The sequence below is a fragment of the Chryseobacterium elymi genome (assembly GCF_003385495.1).
In the GTDB taxonomy this organism is placed as follows: domain Bacteria; phylum Bacteroidota; class Bacteroidia; order Flavobacteriales; family Weeksellaceae; genus Chryseobacterium; species Chryseobacterium elymi.
The window spans coordinates 176,255-193,970 of the sequence record NZ_QNUH01000001.1 but is presented as its reverse complement, the minus strand read 5'-3'; the positions used below and the strand labels follow the sequence as shown (position 1 = coordinate 193,970).

Annotated in this window: 19 protein-coding genes; 13 read left to right on the top strand and 6 right to left on the bottom strand. The window is 36.9% G+C overall.

Annotated elements, in window-relative coordinates; translation table 11 throughout:
* Nucleotides 1–11: 11 nt before the first annotated feature.
* From DRF60_RS00840 to DRF60_RS00825, 4 genes are all read right to left on the bottom strand, one after another.
* Complete coding sequence (locus tag DRF60_RS00840) at nucleotides 12–353, bottom strand: hypothetical protein (RefSeq protein WP_116010236.1); 342 nt, start codon at nucleotides 351–353, stop codon at nucleotides 12–14.
* A complete protein-coding gene (locus tag DRF60_RS00835) occupies nucleotides 350–2,398 on the bottom strand; it encodes a S9 family peptidase (RefSeq protein WP_116010235.1) in 2,049 nt (682 codons plus the stop codon). Before DRF60_RS00835 ends, DRF60_RS00840 begins: the two co-directional genes overlap by 4 nt.
* A 171-nt stretch (nucleotides 2,399–2,569) precedes the next feature.
* A complete protein-coding gene (locus DRF60_RS00830; RefSeq protein ID WP_116010522.1) occupies nucleotides 2,570–3,310 on the bottom strand; it encodes a uroporphyrinogen-III synthase in 741 nt (246 codons plus the stop codon).
* 12 nt (nucleotides 3,311–3,322) lie between these two features.
* On the bottom strand, nucleotides 3,323–3,991 hold the full coding sequence (locus DRF60_RS00825) for a DUF4271 domain-containing protein (protein ID WP_116010234.1): 669 nt from the start codon (nucleotides 3,989–3,991) through the stop codon (nucleotides 3,323–3,325).
* A gap of 76 nt (nucleotides 3,992–4,067) precedes the next feature.
* Between DRF60_RS00825 and DRF60_RS00820 the strand changes: the two genes are divergently transcribed.
* From DRF60_RS00820 to DRF60_RS00805, 4 genes are all read left to right on the top strand, one after another.
* Entirely contained in the window at nucleotides 4,068–4,784 is a 717-nt protein-coding gene (locus tag DRF60_RS00820) for a polyprenol monophosphomannose synthase (RefSeq protein WP_116010233.1), read from the top strand.
* On the top strand, nucleotides 4,781–5,149 hold the full coding sequence (locus tag DRF60_RS00815) for a DUF4296 domain-containing protein (protein ID WP_116010521.1): 369 nt from the start codon (nucleotides 4,781–4,783) through the stop codon (nucleotides 5,147–5,149). The genes DRF60_RS00820 and DRF60_RS00815 overlap by 4 nt, the downstream gene beginning before the upstream one ends.
* Before the next feature lie 69 nt (nucleotides 5,150–5,218).
* On the top strand, nucleotides 5,219–6,349 hold the full coding sequence (gene tgt / locus DRF60_RS00810) for a tRNA guanosine(34) transglycosylase Tgt (protein ID WP_116010232.1): 1,131 nt from the start codon (nucleotides 5,219–5,221) through the stop codon (nucleotides 6,347–6,349).
* 16 nt (nucleotides 6,350–6,365) lie between these two features.
* Entirely contained in the window at nucleotides 6,366–7,475 is a 1,110-nt protein-coding gene (locus tag DRF60_RS00805) for an LptF/LptG family permease (RefSeq protein ID WP_116010520.1), read from the top strand.
* Here DRF60_RS00805 and DRF60_RS00800 read toward each other — a convergent pair.
* On the bottom strand, nucleotides 7,469–8,185 hold the full coding sequence (locus DRF60_RS00800) for a biotin--[acetyl-CoA-carboxylase] ligase (RefSeq protein WP_116010231.1): 717 nt from the start codon (nucleotides 8,183–8,185) through the stop codon (nucleotides 7,469–7,471). The two genes, DRF60_RS00805 and DRF60_RS00800, sit on opposite strands and share 7 nt — an antisense overlap.
* 85 nt (nucleotides 8,186–8,270) lie before the next feature.
* Here DRF60_RS00800 and rsfS point away from each other — a divergent pair, with 85 nt between their 5' ends.
* From rsfS to DRF60_RS00755, 9 genes are all read left to right on the top strand, one after another.
* Complete coding sequence (rsfS, locus tag DRF60_RS00795; protein ID WP_111958808.1) at nucleotides 8,271–8,639, top strand: ribosome silencing factor; 369 nt, start codon at nucleotides 8,271–8,273, stop codon at nucleotides 8,637–8,639.
* 16 nt (nucleotides 8,640–8,655) lie between these two features.
* The gene (gene ftsH, locus DRF60_RS00790) at nucleotides 8,656–10,671 is read left to right on the top strand and encodes an ATP-dependent zinc metalloprotease FtsH (RefSeq protein ID WP_116010230.1); all 2,016 of its coding nucleotides are present in this window, start codon (nucleotides 8,656–8,658) and stop codon (nucleotides 10,669–10,671) included.
* A gap of 136 nt (nucleotides 10,672–10,807) precedes the next feature.
* Nucleotides 10,808–11,389 (top strand): LUD domain-containing protein, encoded by a 582-nt coding sequence (locus tag DRF60_RS00785; RefSeq protein ID WP_116010229.1) that lies wholly within the window; start codon nucleotides 10,808–10,810, stop codon nucleotides 11,387–11,389.
* 24 nt (nucleotides 11,390–11,413) lie between these two features.
* Complete coding sequence (locus tag DRF60_RS00780) at nucleotides 11,414–12,286, top strand: phosphatidate cytidylyltransferase (RefSeq protein WP_116010228.1); 873 nt, start codon at nucleotides 11,414–11,416, stop codon at nucleotides 12,284–12,286.
* A 4-nt stretch (nucleotides 12,287–12,290) separates the two neighbouring features.
* Nucleotides 12,291–12,947 (top strand): phosphatidylserine decarboxylase family protein, encoded by a 657-nt coding sequence (locus tag DRF60_RS00775; RefSeq protein ID WP_116010227.1) that lies wholly within the window; start codon nucleotides 12,291–12,293, stop codon nucleotides 12,945–12,947.
* 430 nt (nucleotides 12,948–13,377) lie between these two features.
* Nucleotides 13,378–14,370 carry a helix-turn-helix transcriptional regulator gene (locus tag DRF60_RS00770; RefSeq protein WP_116010226.1) on the top strand — a complete coding sequence of 331 codons (993 nt, stop codon included), beginning with the start codon at nucleotides 13,378–13,380 and terminating at the stop codon, nucleotides 14,368–14,370.
* A 97-nt stretch (nucleotides 14,371–14,467) separates the two neighbouring features.
* On the top strand, nucleotides 14,468–14,881 hold the full coding sequence (locus tag DRF60_RS00765) for a transposase (RefSeq protein ID WP_116010225.1): 414 nt from the start codon (nucleotides 14,468–14,470) through the stop codon (nucleotides 14,879–14,881).
* A gap of 1 nt (nucleotide 14,882) precedes the next feature.
* On the top strand, nucleotides 14,883–15,203 hold the full coding sequence (locus tag DRF60_RS00760) for a helix-turn-helix domain-containing protein (RefSeq protein WP_116010224.1): 321 nt from the start codon (nucleotides 14,883–14,885) through the stop codon (nucleotides 15,201–15,203).
* A 297-nt stretch (nucleotides 15,204–15,500) separates the two neighbouring features.
* Entirely contained in the window at nucleotides 15,501–17,303 is a 1,803-nt protein-coding gene (locus tag DRF60_RS00755; protein WP_116010223.1) for a hypothetical protein, read from the top strand.
* 49 nt (nucleotides 17,304–17,352) lie between these two features.
* Here DRF60_RS00755 and DRF60_RS00750 read toward each other — a convergent pair whose 3' ends face one another.
* Nucleotides 17,353–17,700 (bottom strand): DUF1801 domain-containing protein, encoded by a 348-nt coding sequence (locus tag DRF60_RS00750; protein ID WP_116010222.1) that lies wholly within the window; start codon nucleotides 17,698–17,700, stop codon nucleotides 17,353–17,355.
* Nucleotides 17,701–17,716: the final 16 nt, after the last annotated feature.

Below are 17,716 nucleotides of genomic sequence, written 5' to 3'. Positions count from 1 at the left end.
CCATCAGCACATCAAATCAGTTCCTCTTCCTGAAAATATTGTATAATTGCTTTTTTCATCAGAAGAGACTGTTCGTTTGGTTTTAATTCCGGAAGCTCTTCCAGCCTGTCATACTGTGGCCATCCATCTTCATAATGAGTAAACTTGTAGTAGCCGAAAGGCTCCAGAAGTCTGCACACTGCAATATGGATCAGGTTTACTTTGTCTTCTTTGGTATATTTCTGCTGGCCGCTTCCCAGTTCCTGTAGCCCGATCAGAAACAAAAGTGTTTCAATCGGAGGATTTTTTTCAGTTTCAAAATTGTCTTCAAAAAACTGTTCTACTTTTTTCCAGTATTCTCCTTCGTTGATCATTTTTTTGTATTTTCTAATTTTAATAAAAACGCATATTCCAGGGCATCTTCCTTCAGTGATTCAAATCTTCCGCTTGCTCCGCCATGTCCTGAGCTCATATCGGTTTTGAATAGTAAAAGATGATCATCTGTTTTCAGTTCTCTCAGTTTAGCAGTCCATTTTGCCGGTTCCCAGTATTGTACCTGAGAATCGTGAAGGCCTGTTGTGATCAGCATATGGGGATAATCTTTCGCTTCAACATTGTCATAAGGAGAATATTCCTTCATGTACTGATAATATTCCTTGTCATTCGGATTTCCCCATTCATCATATTCTCCGGTTGTCAATGGAATAGTTTCATCCAGCATCGTTGTCACCACATCTACAAATGGAACCTGTGCTACAATTCCGTTAAAAAGCTTAGGCTCATAATTCATAACGGCCCCTACCAGAAGTCCGCCTGCGCTTCCGCCCATCGCATACATGTGATTGGAAGATGTATAATTTTCTTTAATTAAATGCTTTCCGGCATCAATGAAATCGAAGAATGTATTTTTCTTGAAAAGCATTTTGCCGTCCTCATACCATTCTCTGCCCAGATATTCTCCACCGCGGATATGAGCAATGGCGTAAATAAACCCTCTGTCTAAAATAGAAAGTCTTACATTGGAAAAACTCGCATCTACAGTATGTCCGTAACTTCCGTAACCATATAACAGCAAAGGCGTGTCTGCAGATTTTTTGGTGTCTTTATGATAGACTAAAGAAATTGGAATCCTTGTTTTTCCGTCTCTGGATTCTGCCCAGATTCTTTCTGAAATATAATTTTCAGGAACAAATTTTCCGCCAAGAACTTCCTGCTGTTTCAGGAGCTGAGTTGTTTTCTCCTTCATGTTGTACTCATATGTTGAGCTTGGCTGTGTCAGTGACGTGTAGCCATAACGGAGAACTTCAGTGTCAAATTCCATATTGATCCCGATGTAAGTAGTATATGTTGGATCGGAAAAAGGGAGATAATAAGATTCCTGGGTTTTTTCATCAATGATTTTGATCTGGAGAAGCCCGTGTTCTCTTTCTTCAAGGACCAGATAATCCCTGAAAATTTCAAAACCTTCCAGTAGAACTTCAGGACGGTGTGGAATAACATCTATCCAGTTCTCCATTCCGCAGTTCTCAATTTTCGTCTTTACGATTTTAAAATTAGTTGCGTCATCTGCATTGGTGATGATGTAAAATTCATCTTCAAAATGTTCTACTGAATATTCCAGATCATCTGCTCTGGGCTGGATGATTTTCCATTCCGAAAAAACATTGTCAGAAGGAATAAATCTGTGCTCGTCGGAAATCGTGCTGGAACTGGCAATGAAAATATACTGCATTGATTTTGTCTTGAAGACATTCACGTCAAAAGTATCATCCTCTTCATGAAAAATCAAAACATCTTCCGAAGCATCAGTGCCAAGCTTATGTCTGTACACTTGGAAGGCTCGTAAACTCTCATCTTTTCTGATGTAGAAAACGTGTTCATTGTCATTGGCCCACACTGCCTTTCCTGTAGTGTTCAGGATTTGGTCCGGGAAAATTTCTCCTGTTATAAGGTTTTTAAAGTTAATGGTATAAATCCTGCGGCTTACGTTATCCGATGAAAAAGAAACCAGTTCATTATTAGGGGAAACAGCTACACTGCCTACTTCAAAATAGGTTTCGCCTTCTGCTAAAACATTTACATCAACAATAATTTCTTCTTCATTATCCAGGCTTTTATGCTTTCTGCAGAAGATAGGATATTCTTTTCCTTCTTCATAGCGTACGATGTACCAGTATCCGTTAAAAAAATAAGGGAGAGACTCATCGTCTTTTTTGTAGCGGGCTTTCATTTCTTCGAAAAGTTCTTCCTGAAATGCCTCGGTGTCTTTCATCATAAACTCTTCATAGGCATTTTCCTCTTCAAGATATTGCATGACTTCAGGATTTTCCCTTTCATTAAGCCAAAAGTAATTGTCAATTCTTCTGTCGCCGTGTATTTCTAGTATTTTTTCTATTTTTTTTGCCTGTGGAGCTTTCATTTAAATATTTTAAATTTATTTGGCCTGGTGTAATGTGCTATAGTTTTTCTTGTTTTGAAAAGAGTTTACAGGACATTTTTCATTCAATATTAATTCTTGTTCAAATTTAGTTAAAAAACAGCCATCTTTCCTGTATTGAAAAGATGGCTGTTTTCTATTGAGTATTAAAGTCTATTTATGAAGAGCTTTAATGTACTTTTCAAGTGCCATTGTCATAGATGGGGTCTCCTTTGTGGGTGCCATGAGGTCTACCTTTAGGCCCGCTTCTTCCGCTGCTGCTAAAGTAGTATTTCCGAAAACACCAATCTTTGTTTCTTCCTGCTTAAAATTCGGGAAATTCTGCTGAAGAGATTTGATTCCCTGTGGACTGAAAAAGATTAGCATATCATAATCTTTAGCATTGATATCCGTAAGGTCGCTGCATACTGTTCTGTACATGATTGCTCTTGTCCAGTCCACATTGGCAGTTTCCATAGTTTTTACAATATCCGGGCTTAGGACGTCTGAAGATGGCAGAAGATATTTTTCAGTAGGAAATTTTTTAAATAGAGGCAGTAGATCCGAGAAGTTTTTCTCCCCAAAGCTGATCTTTCTCTTTCTATAAACGATATGTTTCTGAAGATAGTTGGCTATAGCCTCAGACTGGCAGATATATCTCATCGTATCCGGAACTGCAAAGCGCAATTCTTCGGCGAGTCTGAAGTAATGGTCTATCGCATTTTTGCTGGTGAAAATAATCCCAGTAAACTGCGTCAGATCGATCTTCTGAGTTCTTAGTTCTTTGTTGTCAACTCCTTCGACGTGGATGAAAGGACGGAAATCAATCTTTATTTTTTCCTTCTTTGCTATATCCAGATATGGAGAAGACTCACTAGGCGCTGGTTGAGAAACCAATATAGACTTTATTCTCATCATTGACTTTTATTAAAAAAATAACAACTTCCAAAGCAACAATAAAGGTGCGATTTGGAGGGTGCAAATATACAAAAATTTATAATACCATTTTTCGGGAAGTATATTGTTTTTGTGAAACAAATAGAAGAAAATCTTGAAAACTGCGACAAATGCAAAGAAGTAGAAGTAGTACAAAAATATTTTATTTCTGTCTATCGGGAAATAATAGTGGGTTATACACAGAATTATTAATAAAAACGAAAGAATGAAGTAAAATTTTGTAGAGGTAAAATAAAAAATAGTCCATTTTTTGCCATCGCCTATGCTTTGGTAAAATAAAAAGCCCAATGCAGATTTCGAGGTGTAAAAAAATATGACTGCCAGTAATGTATACCCAAATTTATTAAGCTGATACCCGAAAAGCTGCATATCATTAATATATTTAGGAACAATGGGAATGTATTGTGAAAGTAAAGCAGATAAAGTAAGTGCCGTTACACAGGAAGTGATAATCCAGCTCGGAAGGTTATTGCTGGCATCAAAATATTTCTGAAGCAGAAAGTCTTTCAGGCTGGCATCCCTTTCTATGATATTCATCATGAACACATACAGAAATATACATCCTATTAATATAAAGATTACCCAGTCATTGTTCTCAGGTATTCTTACGTGGTTTATATAGTTTTGTGATAACAGCAAAGGAATGTTTTTTGCAAAATTATAGATTATTTTGTATAAAATAAAAAGGTTAAATAAACTATCTTTGCAAATTGAAATGAAAAAACTCGTCATCATCCCTACCTACAACGAAAAGGAAAATATAGAAAATATTATTTCCGCAGTTTTTGCATTGGAAGACGACTTTCATATTCTAGTGGTGGATGACTCTTCCCCGGACGGAACAGCAGAAGTAGTTAGAGACCTTCAGAAAAGATTTCCACATCATCTCCATATGTCGGTAAGACATGTGAAAGACGGATTGGGAAAAGCATATATTCACGGATTTAAATGGGCTATCGAAAACAAATATGACTATATCTTTGAGATGGATGCCGATTTTTCACATAATCCAAGTGATCTGCCTAAGCTTTTTGAAGCCTGCGTAAATGCAGATATGGCAATAGGATCACGCTATTCAAAAGGAGTAAATGTGGTGAACTGGCCAATGGGAAGGGTTCTGCTTTCCTATTTTGCTTCCAAATATGTAAGGTTTATTTTGGGACTCCCGATTCATGATACAACCGCAGGCTTTGTCTGTTTTTCCAGAAAAGTTCTCGAAGAAATAGGTTTGAATAATGTGAAGCTTAAAGGATACGGCTTTCAGATCGAAATGAAATTCAGAGCTTTTAAAAAAGGTTTTAAAATTGTAGAAGTTCCTATTATATTTACCAACAGAATTTTAGGAGAAAGTAAAATGAACGGTGGAATTATTCATGAAGCTGTATTTGGAGTTTTAAATTTAAAATGGAAATCAATAATCAAAAGATTATGAGAAAACTGGTCTTCATTTTCGTTATGCTTTGTATGTTCTCATGCAGCGACTATATCGACAAGCCTAAAAATTTGATCGAGCCTGAAAAGATGGCTGAAATTCTGGCTGACCTGGCGATTACAGATCAGGCTGTTATTATATATCAAAACAAAAATTTAGAAGAAGGAACAAGATTTGTCCTTAAAACACATCAGGTAAAAGCTGAAAATTTTGTAGAAAGTTTTAAATATTATGTTGCTAAAGACAAAATGAAGGATATTGCGGAAGACGCACAGAAAATAGTATTAAAAAAAGACCCGAAAGCGGATAAATACATACAAGACAAGCTGAAAAACAGCGGAAATATACCCGTCCTAAACAGGTAATTTATGATGCGGAAACGTTTCTGCCTGTAAAGCTGAAACGCAATACCAGCGAATTAAAAGAATATACGAATGAAATTTTTTAATATAGAGAAAACCTCTGAAGGAAAAGCAAGAGCAGGAGAAATCACTACAGACCACGGGAAGATCCAGACGCCTATCTTTATGCCTGTAGGAACTGTAGCAAGTGTGAAAACAGTTCATCAGAGAGAATTAAAAGAAGACATTAAAGCCCAGATTATTCTGGGTAACACCTACCACCTGTATCTTCGTCCAACAATGGATATTATGCAGGAAGCAGGAGGGCTGCACAAGTTTATGAACTGGGATCTGCCGATTCTTACCGATTCAGGAGGCTTTCAGGTGTTTTCGCTTTCCAAAAGCAGAAAAATGTCCGAAGAAGGCGTAAAATTCAAATCTCATATCGACGGAAGTTATCATATGTTTACCCCGGAAAAATCTATGGAAATCCAGAGACAGATTGGGGCAGATATTTTCATGGCTTTTGATGAGTGTACGCCCTATCCTTGTGAATACAATCAGGCCAAAACATCTATGGAGCTTACACACCGTTGGCTGAAAAGATGTATTGAGTGGACCGAGCAAAATAAAGAGATTTACGGATATAAACAAAGACTTTTCCCGATTGTTCAGGGATCTACCTATTCGGATCTTAGAAAAATGTCAGCAGAAGTTATTTCCGAAGCAGGTGCAGAAGGAAATGCAATCGGAGGACTTTCCGTAGGAGAGCCGGAAGAAGAAATGTACAGAATTACGGATGAAGTCACGGATATTCTTCCAAAAGATAAACCAAGATACCTTATGGGGGTAGGAACTCCATGGAATATCCTTGAGTCCATCGGCTTGGGTATTGATATGATGGATTGTGTAATGCCTACCAGAAATGCCAGAAATGCAATGCTTTTCACATGGCAGGGCGTAATGAATCTTAAAAATGAAAAATGGAAGCGTGATTTTTCTGCTCTGGATGAATTTGGAACGAGTTATGTAGACAGAGAATATTCAAAAGCATATCTGCGCCATTTATTTGTGTCGAAAGAATATCTTGCCAAACAGATTGCGTCCGTACATAATCTGGCCTTTTATTTGGACCTTGTAAAAGTGGCGAGAGAGCATATTGTGGCAGGTGATTTCTATGAATGGAAAAAATCTGTAGTACCGGTCCTTAGACAGAGACTTTAAAGAACAAAACATCATGATCAAAATTATAGACAGATATATCATTAAAAAATACCTTGGAACATTCAGTTTCATGCTGATATTGCTGTCTATAATTGTATTGGTGATCGATGTGCAGCAAAAGATTCCAAGAATAGAAAATGCAAAAGCATTGGATCCCAAGCTGGATGTAATGTATTTCCTTATCCATTTTTATCCGTTCTGGATTATTAACCTTGTCGTAACCTTCCTGGCTATCCTTGTGTTTATTTCTGTGATTTATTTCACATCAAGAATGGCAAATAATACCGAAATTGTTGCCGTAATCAGTAGTGGAGCCAGTTTCCACAGATTTGCAAAACCTTATCTGTATACATCTGTCTTAATTGCAGCGATATCGCTTGTGGTGAATCATATGGTGCTTCCGTGGGCAAATATCAAGAAAAATGAGCTGGAAGCCTATACTTATAATGCCGCGAACAAAGAAAAGATCCTGGGGACAGGCCCTGCGTCTGCCCAGTTCAGTAAATCAGAATACATCTTCGTGAATTCCTGGAATAAAAGAGAAACCAGAGGTTCAGGTTTTGTTTATCAGAAATTTGATAAAAACAGAAAGATGATCTATGAGCTGAAAGGGTCAGAAGTATATTGGGACAAAGCTAAAAAACAGTTCATCATTACCAACTACCTGGAAAAAACCGTCAATAAAGATAATACTGAAAAGCTGGGTAACGGGGTTGAAATGAGGAAAAATTATGGGCATTCTCCTGAAGAGCTTTTCCCGAATGAATTGCTTGGTCAGAATAAAACCACCCCCGAACTTATCAAATTCATCGACAGGGAAAAAGAAAGAGGAAACAGTAATCTGAATTCTTATCTTAATGAATTTCATCAGAGAACTTCAATGCCGGTTGCTATTATTATTTTAACATTCCTGGCACTTTCGCTGGCGTCTCAGAAGAAGAGAGGAGGTCTTGGTGTAAACCTGGCGATAGGGATTTCTCTGGCGTTTGTTTTCGTTTTCTCCTTTGAAGCCTTAAAAGTAGTTTCAGAGAACAGAAGTCTTTCGCCGGCCGTGGCCATGTGGCTTCCTAATATGGTATTTTTTCCGCTTACCTTATACCTGTATCTGAAAAGAGCTAATCAGTAAAGAAGTTTGACCTCTTTATGATAGAAAGACTTTAACCCATCCTTTTCAAGCTCTATCCACAGTTCTCCCTTTTCGTCAGCATTTCGTATAATGCCATTTTGTCTCTCTTTTTCTATTTCAAAGACCGAGATCTCATCTTTACGGTATAAATTCCGGTTGAATTGATCAATAATTTTCTGTTCAGATGGAATATTTTTCAGCTTTTCTGACAGGTATTCGTGAAGATTTGATACAAAGTCCTCAAGGTCATAAACCTGTCCTGTCTGCGTCAGAAGTGATCCTGCATGCGATATTTCGTCAAAATAATCCTGCAGAACATTGAAGCCTGCTCCAATGATGAAATAATTGTTTTGATTAATTTTTTTCTTTTCAATTAAAATTCCAACGATTTTTTTATTTTTAAGGATAATATCATTCGGCCATTTTATCTTTACATCATTATCAGTCAAATTGGCAAGGAAATCCCGGATAATAACCGCGGTATAGTAATTGAATATAAAATCTGAGAGCAGAATGCTCTGAGCCTTAACAGCCAGCGTATACGCAATGTTTTTTCCGGCCGCTGCCGCCCATGTATTTCCGTATTGTCCGCGGCCTTTGGTTTGATTGAATGTATATAAAGCCGTAAAATCTGAATTTCCGTAAAGTAAAAACCGAGATATTTCGTCATTAGTAGAAGAACACTCTTTTAAATAAAATAATTGACCCATTTAAGAAAACTTTAAGACTTTAAAGGGCTAAAAATAAGGCTAAAGTAAAAGAAAAACAATAAATTTGCAGATTATAGATATTTTAATGAACAAAACAGCAGAAAAGCAGGCGCTAATAGATAAAATTGTTGAAGCCATCCAGGATGTAAAAGGAGAAGATATAATGATTTTTGATCTTTCAAAAATTGAAAATTCTGTCGCAGAAACTTTTATAATTTGTAGCGGAAATTCCAATACACAGGTTTCTGCATTGGCAGGAAGTGTAGAGAAAAAAGTAAGAAACGATCTTAAAGATAGACCTTGGCATGTAGAGGGTACCGAGAACTCAATGTGGGTTTTGGTAGATTACGTAACAGTGGTAGTGCATATTTTCCAGAAAGAAGTACGTGAATATTACGATATTGAAGAACTTTGGGGAGACGCAGCAATTACCAAAATAGAATATGAATTTTAAATTTTAAAAAGTATAAATGAACAATAAAGGATTCAACTGGTTTTTTCCAATTGCAATCGTGGCTCTTTTGTTATTTTTCGGTTCCAATTTTTTAGGAGGCGATAGTGCAAAATCTATTGATGAGGATGCTTTCTTTAGGGAAATGCAGGCAGGAAAGGTCCAAAACGTTATCATATACAAAGACACAGAGAAAGCCGATGTTTTCCTGACAAAAGCAGCAAAGACAGCGATGGTCAATAAAACGGCCAACCAAAACAATCCTCTTTCTGCATTCGAGATGGCTCCAAAGGCAGATTTTTCCGTAAAATACGGAGATCTTCAGCTTTTCCTTCAAAAATTTGATCAGATAAAAGCCGCAGATGCTAATATCAAGACGACAAAAGATTACGGGGCAGGTAAAAATCCGTTCATGGACATCCTGGTTTCAGCATTGATATGGATCGCGATCTTAGGACTTTTCTACTTCCTTCTTTTCAGAAAGATGGGTGGCGGTGGAGGCCCTGGCGGACAGATATTTTCAATCGGGAAATCCAAAGCGAAACTTTTTGACGAAAAAGAAAGAATTCAGGTGACATTCAAAGATGTTGCAGGCCTTGAAGGAGCTAAAGAAGAAGTACAGGAAGTAGTAGACTTTTTGAAAAATTCTGAAAAGTATACAAAGCTGGGTGGTAAGATCCCTAAAGGTGTCCTTCTTGTAGGTCCTCCGGGAACCGGTAAAACATTATTGGCAAAAGCTGTTGCAGGTGAGGCCAAAGTGCCGTTCTTCTCCCTTTCAGGTTCAGATTTCGTAGAAATGTTCGTTGGAGTAGGAGCTTCAAGAGTTAGAGACCTTTTTGCTCAGGCAAAAGCTAAATCTCCGGCCATCATCTTTATTGATGAAATTGATGCTATCGGACGTGCAAGAGGAAAAAATAATTTCTCAGGCGGAAACGACGAAAGAGAAAACACCCTGAACCAGCTTCTTACAGAAATGGATGGTTTCGGAACAGACGTTAACGTTATTGTAATGGCTGCTACCAACAGAGCAGATATCTTGGATAAAGCCTTGATGAGAGCCGGACGTTTTGACCGTTCGATCTACGTAGACCTTCCGGAACTGCACGAAAGAAGAGAGATATTTGATGTTCACTTGAAGAAAATTAAGTTGGATGATACGGTTGACAGAGACTTCCTTGCAAAACAAACCCCTGGATTCAGTGGAGCAGATATTGCGAATGTATGTAACGAAGCGGCATTGATCGCTGCGAGAAACAGCCATACGTCGGTTACAAAACAGGATTTCCTTGATGCTGTAGACAGAATTATCGGAGGTCTTGAGAAGAAAAACATGGCGATCAAACCATCTGAAAAAAGAAGAGTGGCTTATCATGAAGCAGGTCACGCGACGATCTCATGGTTGGTAGAACACGCAGCGCCGCTTTTAAAGGTGACGATTGTTCCAAGAGGACGTTCTCTAGGTGCAGCCTGGTACCTTCCGGAAGAAAGGCAGCTGACCACTACTGAGCAAATGCTGGACGAATTGTGTGCAACTTTAGGAGGAAGAGCAGCTGAGCAGGTTATTTTCAATAACATTTCAACAGGCGCACTGTCTGATCTTGAATCAGTAACGAAAAGAACGCAGGCTATGGTTACTGTTTATGGCTTAAGCCCTAATATTGGGAATATTTCTTACTATGACAGCTCAGGCCAGTCTGAATATTCTTTCGGGAAACCTTATTCTGAAGAGACTGCTAAGAAAATTGATGCAGAGATCAAATCGATCATCGAAAATCAATATGAAAGAGCGGTAAGAATTCTTACTGAGAATAAAGATAAGCTTGATGCCTTGGCGAATAAGCTTTTAGAAAAAGAAGTGATCTTCCGTGAAGATCTTGAAGATATATTTGGTAAAAGAGCTTGGGATCCTGAGTTAACAGAAAGGCCTGTTACCAGTACGATTTCTACTGCGAAACAACCCGACGAACAGATTATTATCAAAGATAAAGAAGAAGAAAGTGAAATTCAGGCTCCGGAAAGCCCGAATCAGCTTTAAAATACTTCTAAAACATAGTTGAAAAAAACCTGACATTCTTAGAATTGTCAGGTTTTTTCATATTTAAGGACTATTTTTAGAATCTATTGTAATTAATTTTCTATTTTTGTATAAAGTTGACTAAAAATAGATTAAGTTGAATTTATTCAAGAGGATTGTAAGCAAACTTACCAACCAGCCTGAGGAAGAAGAAAAACAGAGTCTGGAGAAGCTCGGGGATTCGCTGAAAAATGCGGATCTTGACTATAAGTTTGCGCAATTATTTACGCATTCAGGAGGTTTTTTTAATTATTGTGCAGATGAAGCGGAAGCTCTACAGACTTTAAACCAAATTGTAAAAATAGAAGGCATCAGTAATGTTTTCTGCTGGGACCAGGAGCTTCAGAGTTTTTTGAACGTGGTGAAGACACCTTATACTTCTGAAATGGAACACTCCAATGATGCCGCCTTCATTACCTGCGAATATCTTATTGCCTATGATGGCAGGATCATGCTTTCGCACAACAATATTCTGCATTACCACTCTTCAAGACTTCCGGGTAAAATCATTATCATAGCCAATGTATCACAGATCGTGAACAACCTTAATGACGCAATGGGAAAAATAAAAAGGAATGGAAATATCAGGAATCTTACTTCCATCAGCGGAGGTCAGTCAAGCTTAGATACTTCTTCCAATACGAATACAAAACTGTTTTTACTGTTGCTTGAAGATTAAGCATCAACTTATAAATTTTACATTTTGGACAAAAACCTTATTCAAAGAACCATTTCCGGACTTGTTTACGTTGCCGTTATCATTCTTTGCACAACACCGCTGGGTGCCCAGCTGATGAACAGGATCCATCCGGACCTTATCAGACAGGAATACCTGTATCATGGGCTGATCACTCTTTTGCTGCTGGTAGGTACCTGGGAATGTGTTAAGATCATGAAGTTTGGGAAGGGTTATGAAAAATGGATCGTATTCCCGCTGGTAATTTTTATTTATTATGTTTTTTCCAAAAGATATTTCCACCACGATTTCTTTTTCGATTTCAGGCTGAATGAAATACTGGCTATTTCCCTGATCGCTATTGCAGTGGTTACGCTATTCAAATATTCCAACGAATTATATTATGACAGCGGAAAACTGATATTCACGGTAATTTATGTAGCATTGCCTTTCAGTTTTGCATTAGGTCTGCCTAAGTTTTCCACTTTTGAAGGAACCTTTTCACTGGAAGTACTTTTCCTGTTTATCCTGATATGGAGCAGTGATACTTTTGCATACCTTACCGGAAAGTTTTTCGGAAAGCACAAAATGGCCCCAAAAATCTCTCCTAAGAAGACCTGGGAAGGGTATGCCGGAGGAGTTGTGCTAACATTGGTTTTATCTTACTTTGTAGAGCACTATCAGCCCGAACTTCGCGGGAACTGGATGGTGGTAGGTTTCCTCGTTGCTGCATTCGCTCCATTGGGTGATCTGGTAGAAAGCCAGCTTAAAAGAAATTTCGCGGTGAAAGACAGCGGAAACATCATTCCGGGGCATGGTGGCGTGCTGGACAGGCTGGACAGTTTTTTAATCTGCGTTCCTGTCGTATATTTGTACTTTATTTTAGAAAAATTTATTTAATCTCATGAAATTACATAAGGAATCAAAAGGAACGATTACCGTAGCAACGATACTGTTTATCATCATAAGTGTATTGGCTATTTATTTTCTTAAAATATGGTCGTTGCTGATCATTATGCCATTATTAGTTGTTTACAGTTTGGTATTTTGGTTTTTCCGAGTTCCGGACCGTGATATACTTGAGCACAGAGAAAACGTGATTGCTCCGGTAGACGGAAAAGTGGTTATGATCAAAGAAGTGGATGAGACTGAATTTATTAAAGGAAAGGCCATTCAGGTTTCCATCTTCATGTCACCGCTTAATGTTCACATCTGCAGATATCCGGTTTCGGGAAAGGTGATCTATAAAAAATACCATCCTGGAAAATATCTTGTAGCATGGCATGAAAAGTCATCTACAGAGAATGAAAGGACGACGGTAGCTGTGGAAACAGCAACAAATCATCAGGTAGTATTCAGACAGATCGCAGGATATGTGGCAAGAAGGATTGTTTTCTACTGCAATGAGGGCGATCAGGCAAAAGCCGGGCATGAGTTCGGTTTCATTAAATTCGGTTCAAGAATGGATGTTTTTCTGCCTTTGGACACTGAAATCATCTGCAAGATCGGAGATATTACAAAAGGAGGTTTGGATGTTATTGCCAAAATGAAAGAAAATTAAGATTCTTATCGAATATAAACTGAAAAGAGAGCCTTTATGGCTCTCTTTTTTATTTGTTGGATAGAAAGAGTGATTCGCTCATTTTGAGTTTAACTACGCATGAGTAATATTGCGTATTAGGGAAAGAATATTTTTTTGTTTGTATTAATAATTTTGCCTGTTAAAACACACACAAGCTATTTATACTTTTAAATGAGATAGAACAAACAGGCATTAATTTTTATGAAAATGTTTTTATTTGATAATTTTAATGTTGGATTTTAGTAAATTGTAACTGGAAAACACAAATCATATTCTTTTATCGCTAAAAATTACAGACCTATATTTTGTTTTGTGAGTTTTTATTTAAAAGCTGTTAATATTGGAAAATTTATGCTTTCAGTAGTACAAATGCCAACCTGAGCTTGTGAAAACATAAAAAAACTACACGATGATTTATAAGTTTTTCTATAAGATGATCAATGATGAAACGGAGAAAATGAACGATGATTTTGACAGTAACTATCTTAATCTTATTAATCGTTATCTGCTTTTATTGTTCCTTATCTTCATGTTTTATTCCGTTTTTATTATTACTTTTTTCGGGGATATGCTGATCTCAACATTTCTTACGGTTATTACCTTTTTCTGGCTGTTTCTAATGGCACTAAAAGGGAAGACAAAACGGTTTAGGAATATCTTGAAAAGTTTCATCCTCTTCATATTTGTCTTGCTGACTTTTATAGTGAGCTTTTTCAATATTTATACTTATAAAAATGCGGGAGTAGAGTATTTTTATTTTTGTCTTCTGTTTGCGGTTCCATTCTTCCTGAACTATAAAAAAGACGCTTTTGCCATCTTTTTAATTACGTTTATGATCAGTATTAATTTTATTGTAGTTCTGTATTTTGATTTTGATTTCCTGCCCAAAAGCAGATATATAGAAGCCGGGGATTTTAAAACAATAAAGTTGCTGAATATTTTATTTTCCGTTGCCTCTTTCCTGATGGATATCGTTTTTATTACTCAGAAAGATGCGCTGATTCATGGCTTGATTTCTGATAAAAAAGAGAAAGATTCTACCATTAAAGATCTGGTAAAAACAAATACGGAACTGATGAAACACCAGATGCTTATCAACCATCTTTCAGAAGAAAATATTGAGGAAATTTTAAGTCTGGCAGAAAGTAATTCACCCATGTTTTTTGAAAAATTCCAGGTGTTTTTTCCTCATTTTATACCCGGTGTTTTAAAAATAAATCCTAACCTTATTCATTCTGAGCTGTATTTCTGTGCTTTGATGAAGCTTGATTTTGATACCAAGAAAATAGCGCAGTGTACCAATAACAGTATTCGGGCTGTGGAGAGTAAAAAATACAGGATTAGAAAAAAACTTAATATTTCCTCTGAGATCAACATCAACAGCTTTTTGATTAAAATTTAGGCAAAATTTTGATTTTTGTTACTCGTACGTAGTGTTGAGTAGTCTCTGATAGTATTTCTTGTTTTTCTTGTTGATATTTTTACTTAAAAATAGTGTGATGAATATTAAGAACATTCATATTGGGAATCTGATCAGATCCAAAGTTGAAGAACATCAGATTTCCATAGAAAGAATTTCTCGATTTTTAAACAAGGCGGAAGATGAAGTAGAGAAGATGTATCATGCCAAAAGTATGGATACTGATATTCTCCTGAAATGGTGTAAGCTTTTAAAATTCGATTTCTTCAGATTCTATACAGGACATCTGATTTTGTATGCCCCGCAGTCCAGAATGGATAATGAATTCAGTCAAAAGAAAAATACTCTGGTTTTCAGAAAAAGCATCTATACACAGGAGGTTAAGGATTTTATTCTGGATAAAATAAAAACTGGGAAAATGACAGCTAATGATGCCGTTAAAAGGTATAGAATTCCCAAAACCACTTTATATAAATGGATGAAAAAAATATAATATGATTCCTGATTACAAGCAGATTTATACCGATATTCTTGAAGAAGAGTTTCCTGAAAAATTACTAGATGCTGCCATAAGGCTTAAGCTGGAAGCATTGTATTCATCTTTTGATATTCTGAAATTTAATCAACTGATTTTTGGAGACGCCAAATATACAATTGAATGTGATAATCAGAGACTCCGCTCTTATGATAAAGAATCTATTTTGAAAATTCTAAGTTATCAAAAAAGAAATGGACTGACTAATCTTCAGGTGAGTAATCATTTTAAGATAAGCCGAAATACAATTGCCAGATGGAAAGCCATTTTTAAATCATGAAGGGTGTTATATTCTGTTTAATCTAATTGTTTTATTTTTTTTATTACGTAAGAAAGAATTGGTTTTATACTGTTTTGATTTTATTTTTTTGAATTTATGGTTGGGTTTTGTTAAATAACTCAACTTTTTTTATTTGCGTTTAATGTTATAATAAGTTATTGGCATTTTGTGAGTTTTACTACGCGTGAGTAGTATTGCGTAGTGAGAATTAATTTGTAATTGTCTGAGGGGTATAATTTTGTGACGGTTAAATGACTTAGCTGAAATTTTAATCATTAAACAAATTATAACTTTAAAATGATGGAAACAAAATTTACAATTCCCCCAATCAAAGTCTTGCTGATAGCGTTGCTCTTTGCCTTTGGAAAATTTTATTCACAAGCCAATAATGGAGCGGTAGGAATTAACACTACTACCCCTAATGCTAATTCTGTTTTGGATGTTATCTCAGGAAATAACAACAAAGGAGTGCTGATTCCACGGCTTACAGAAGCACAAAGAAATGCCATTGTAATTAATCAATCCAAAGATGACGGACTGACGGTTTACAATACTACAGAAGATTGTTTTAATTACTGGAGTCTTGCGGATAACGAATGGAAAAGTGTCTGCGGGCAGATGGGAAAATCTGTTTTTACTATAGATTGCTCCGTGTCTAAAGCAATGGGGAGCTATGTAAAAGGAAAAGAACTTACGAATTCTAATTATCTGACTATTGCGGTCAATGTTACTAAAGTTGGTAACTATACTATTTCCGGAACTACAACAAACGGATATAACTTTTACGGAACGGGAGTGTTTTTGAATACAGGAACACAAACAATACAGATTCCGGGGCAGGGAACTCCTCAGAATATCCAGACAGATAATGTATCACTTGAAGCTAATGGAACTGCTGTTACCTGTACTCCGGCGATTTCGATTACAGTATTGAGCCCTGCAGGAACATATACCATGAGCTGTGGAAGTGCAACGGTAAATGGAGTGTACAAAGTAGGAACGGCTCTTACAGCTTCCAATACCATTACGTTACCGGTCAATGTTTCAACATTGGGAAGCTACACCATTACATCCAATACGGTTGACGGAATTTCTTTCAGTGGATCAGGAACATTTACAGCTACAGGAAATCAAAATATAACATTAGGCGGAACAGGAACACCGTCTTCTACATCAGTGAAAACCATTACTATTACTTCAGACAGCCAGGGAGGAGTATCTACAACCTGCTCTGTAAATGTAGTGGTTGTAATTCCTAAGAAGACAGTACTTCATATCGGATTAGAAACAGCTTACGGCTATAGTGCTTACACCGGTCCTTCACGAAGTCTGATGGACGCTCCGACGAATTTTGGAACAACAGCCTCAAGTATTGTCAAATATGAAGGTTTTACCCATATATCTTTAGGAAACTCACCTTCATCAGCAGCTCTTCAGACGGCTCTTAATAACAAGCCAGATATTGTTGTCATTGGCTATAACTATACACCTAATGCTACAGATGCAGGTTATATTGCTTCTTATCTTAATAAAAAAGGAGTTGTAATTGCTATGACAGATGATACAGGTACAGCTCAGAACCTATTCAGAGGAATATTCTCTGATCCTACCATTTCAGCTTCTTATGGAGGCGGTGCAGGCTCTGTTTATGCTCTTACCAATTCTGATGATCCTATCCTTAACGGACCTTTTGGAGATGTGAGAGGTAAAAACTGGGGTGAAGATGCTTCTACAACCGTCAATATTTCCGGATTGACAAGTGGATTTGTTCCTTACAGCTATGCACAGCCTATTAACAGTACAACTGCAAGAACAGGAATTTCGGGATTAAGAAATACCAGTTTAAACTTTATATGGTTTGGTGACGGTGGTTTTTTAAGTAATGAAAATGCGAATGGAAATCAATATGCAAGCAATACCATTGAGCCTTTTGTAGCACCAAGTTCGGGAGGATATTTCCCGGTTCGGAAATCTTCTTACGGATATGCCGGAAACGGATATGCAACAGGATCAATGCAGGTGCAGAATTCAATTCTTTTTGCCAATATGATCGCCTGGGCAATTAAACAGGCAGAATTCAGCGGAATAAACACACAATGATAAAGTTTTTTAAAGAGGGCTCCGGTACGATGATTCGTGCCGGAGTTTTTTATTTTATATACTTTTTAATCTCTTCTGTGAGGTTTAATATGAATTCTACGGGAAGATCTTCTTCAGGATCAATCAAGAGGATTTTAAACTTCTTTCTGCCATCCAGAATCAACTCCGGATAATCCAGTTTGTCACCGTGATAAAAGCTCAGATAGTGTTTCTTGTATTTTTTGCTGTAATAAAAATAACACAGCATCTTCTTTTTGTACTTGATAAAAGGAAGCCCGAAACTAAATGTTTCTGTAATATTTTCGGGATCTGAAGCTAAAATAGAATCACGTAAAAATAAAAGAGTACTTCTCTCAGGCTCTTTGATTCTGTAGAAATACTCTTGTATGGGATTCATTTTAATTGAATTAAAA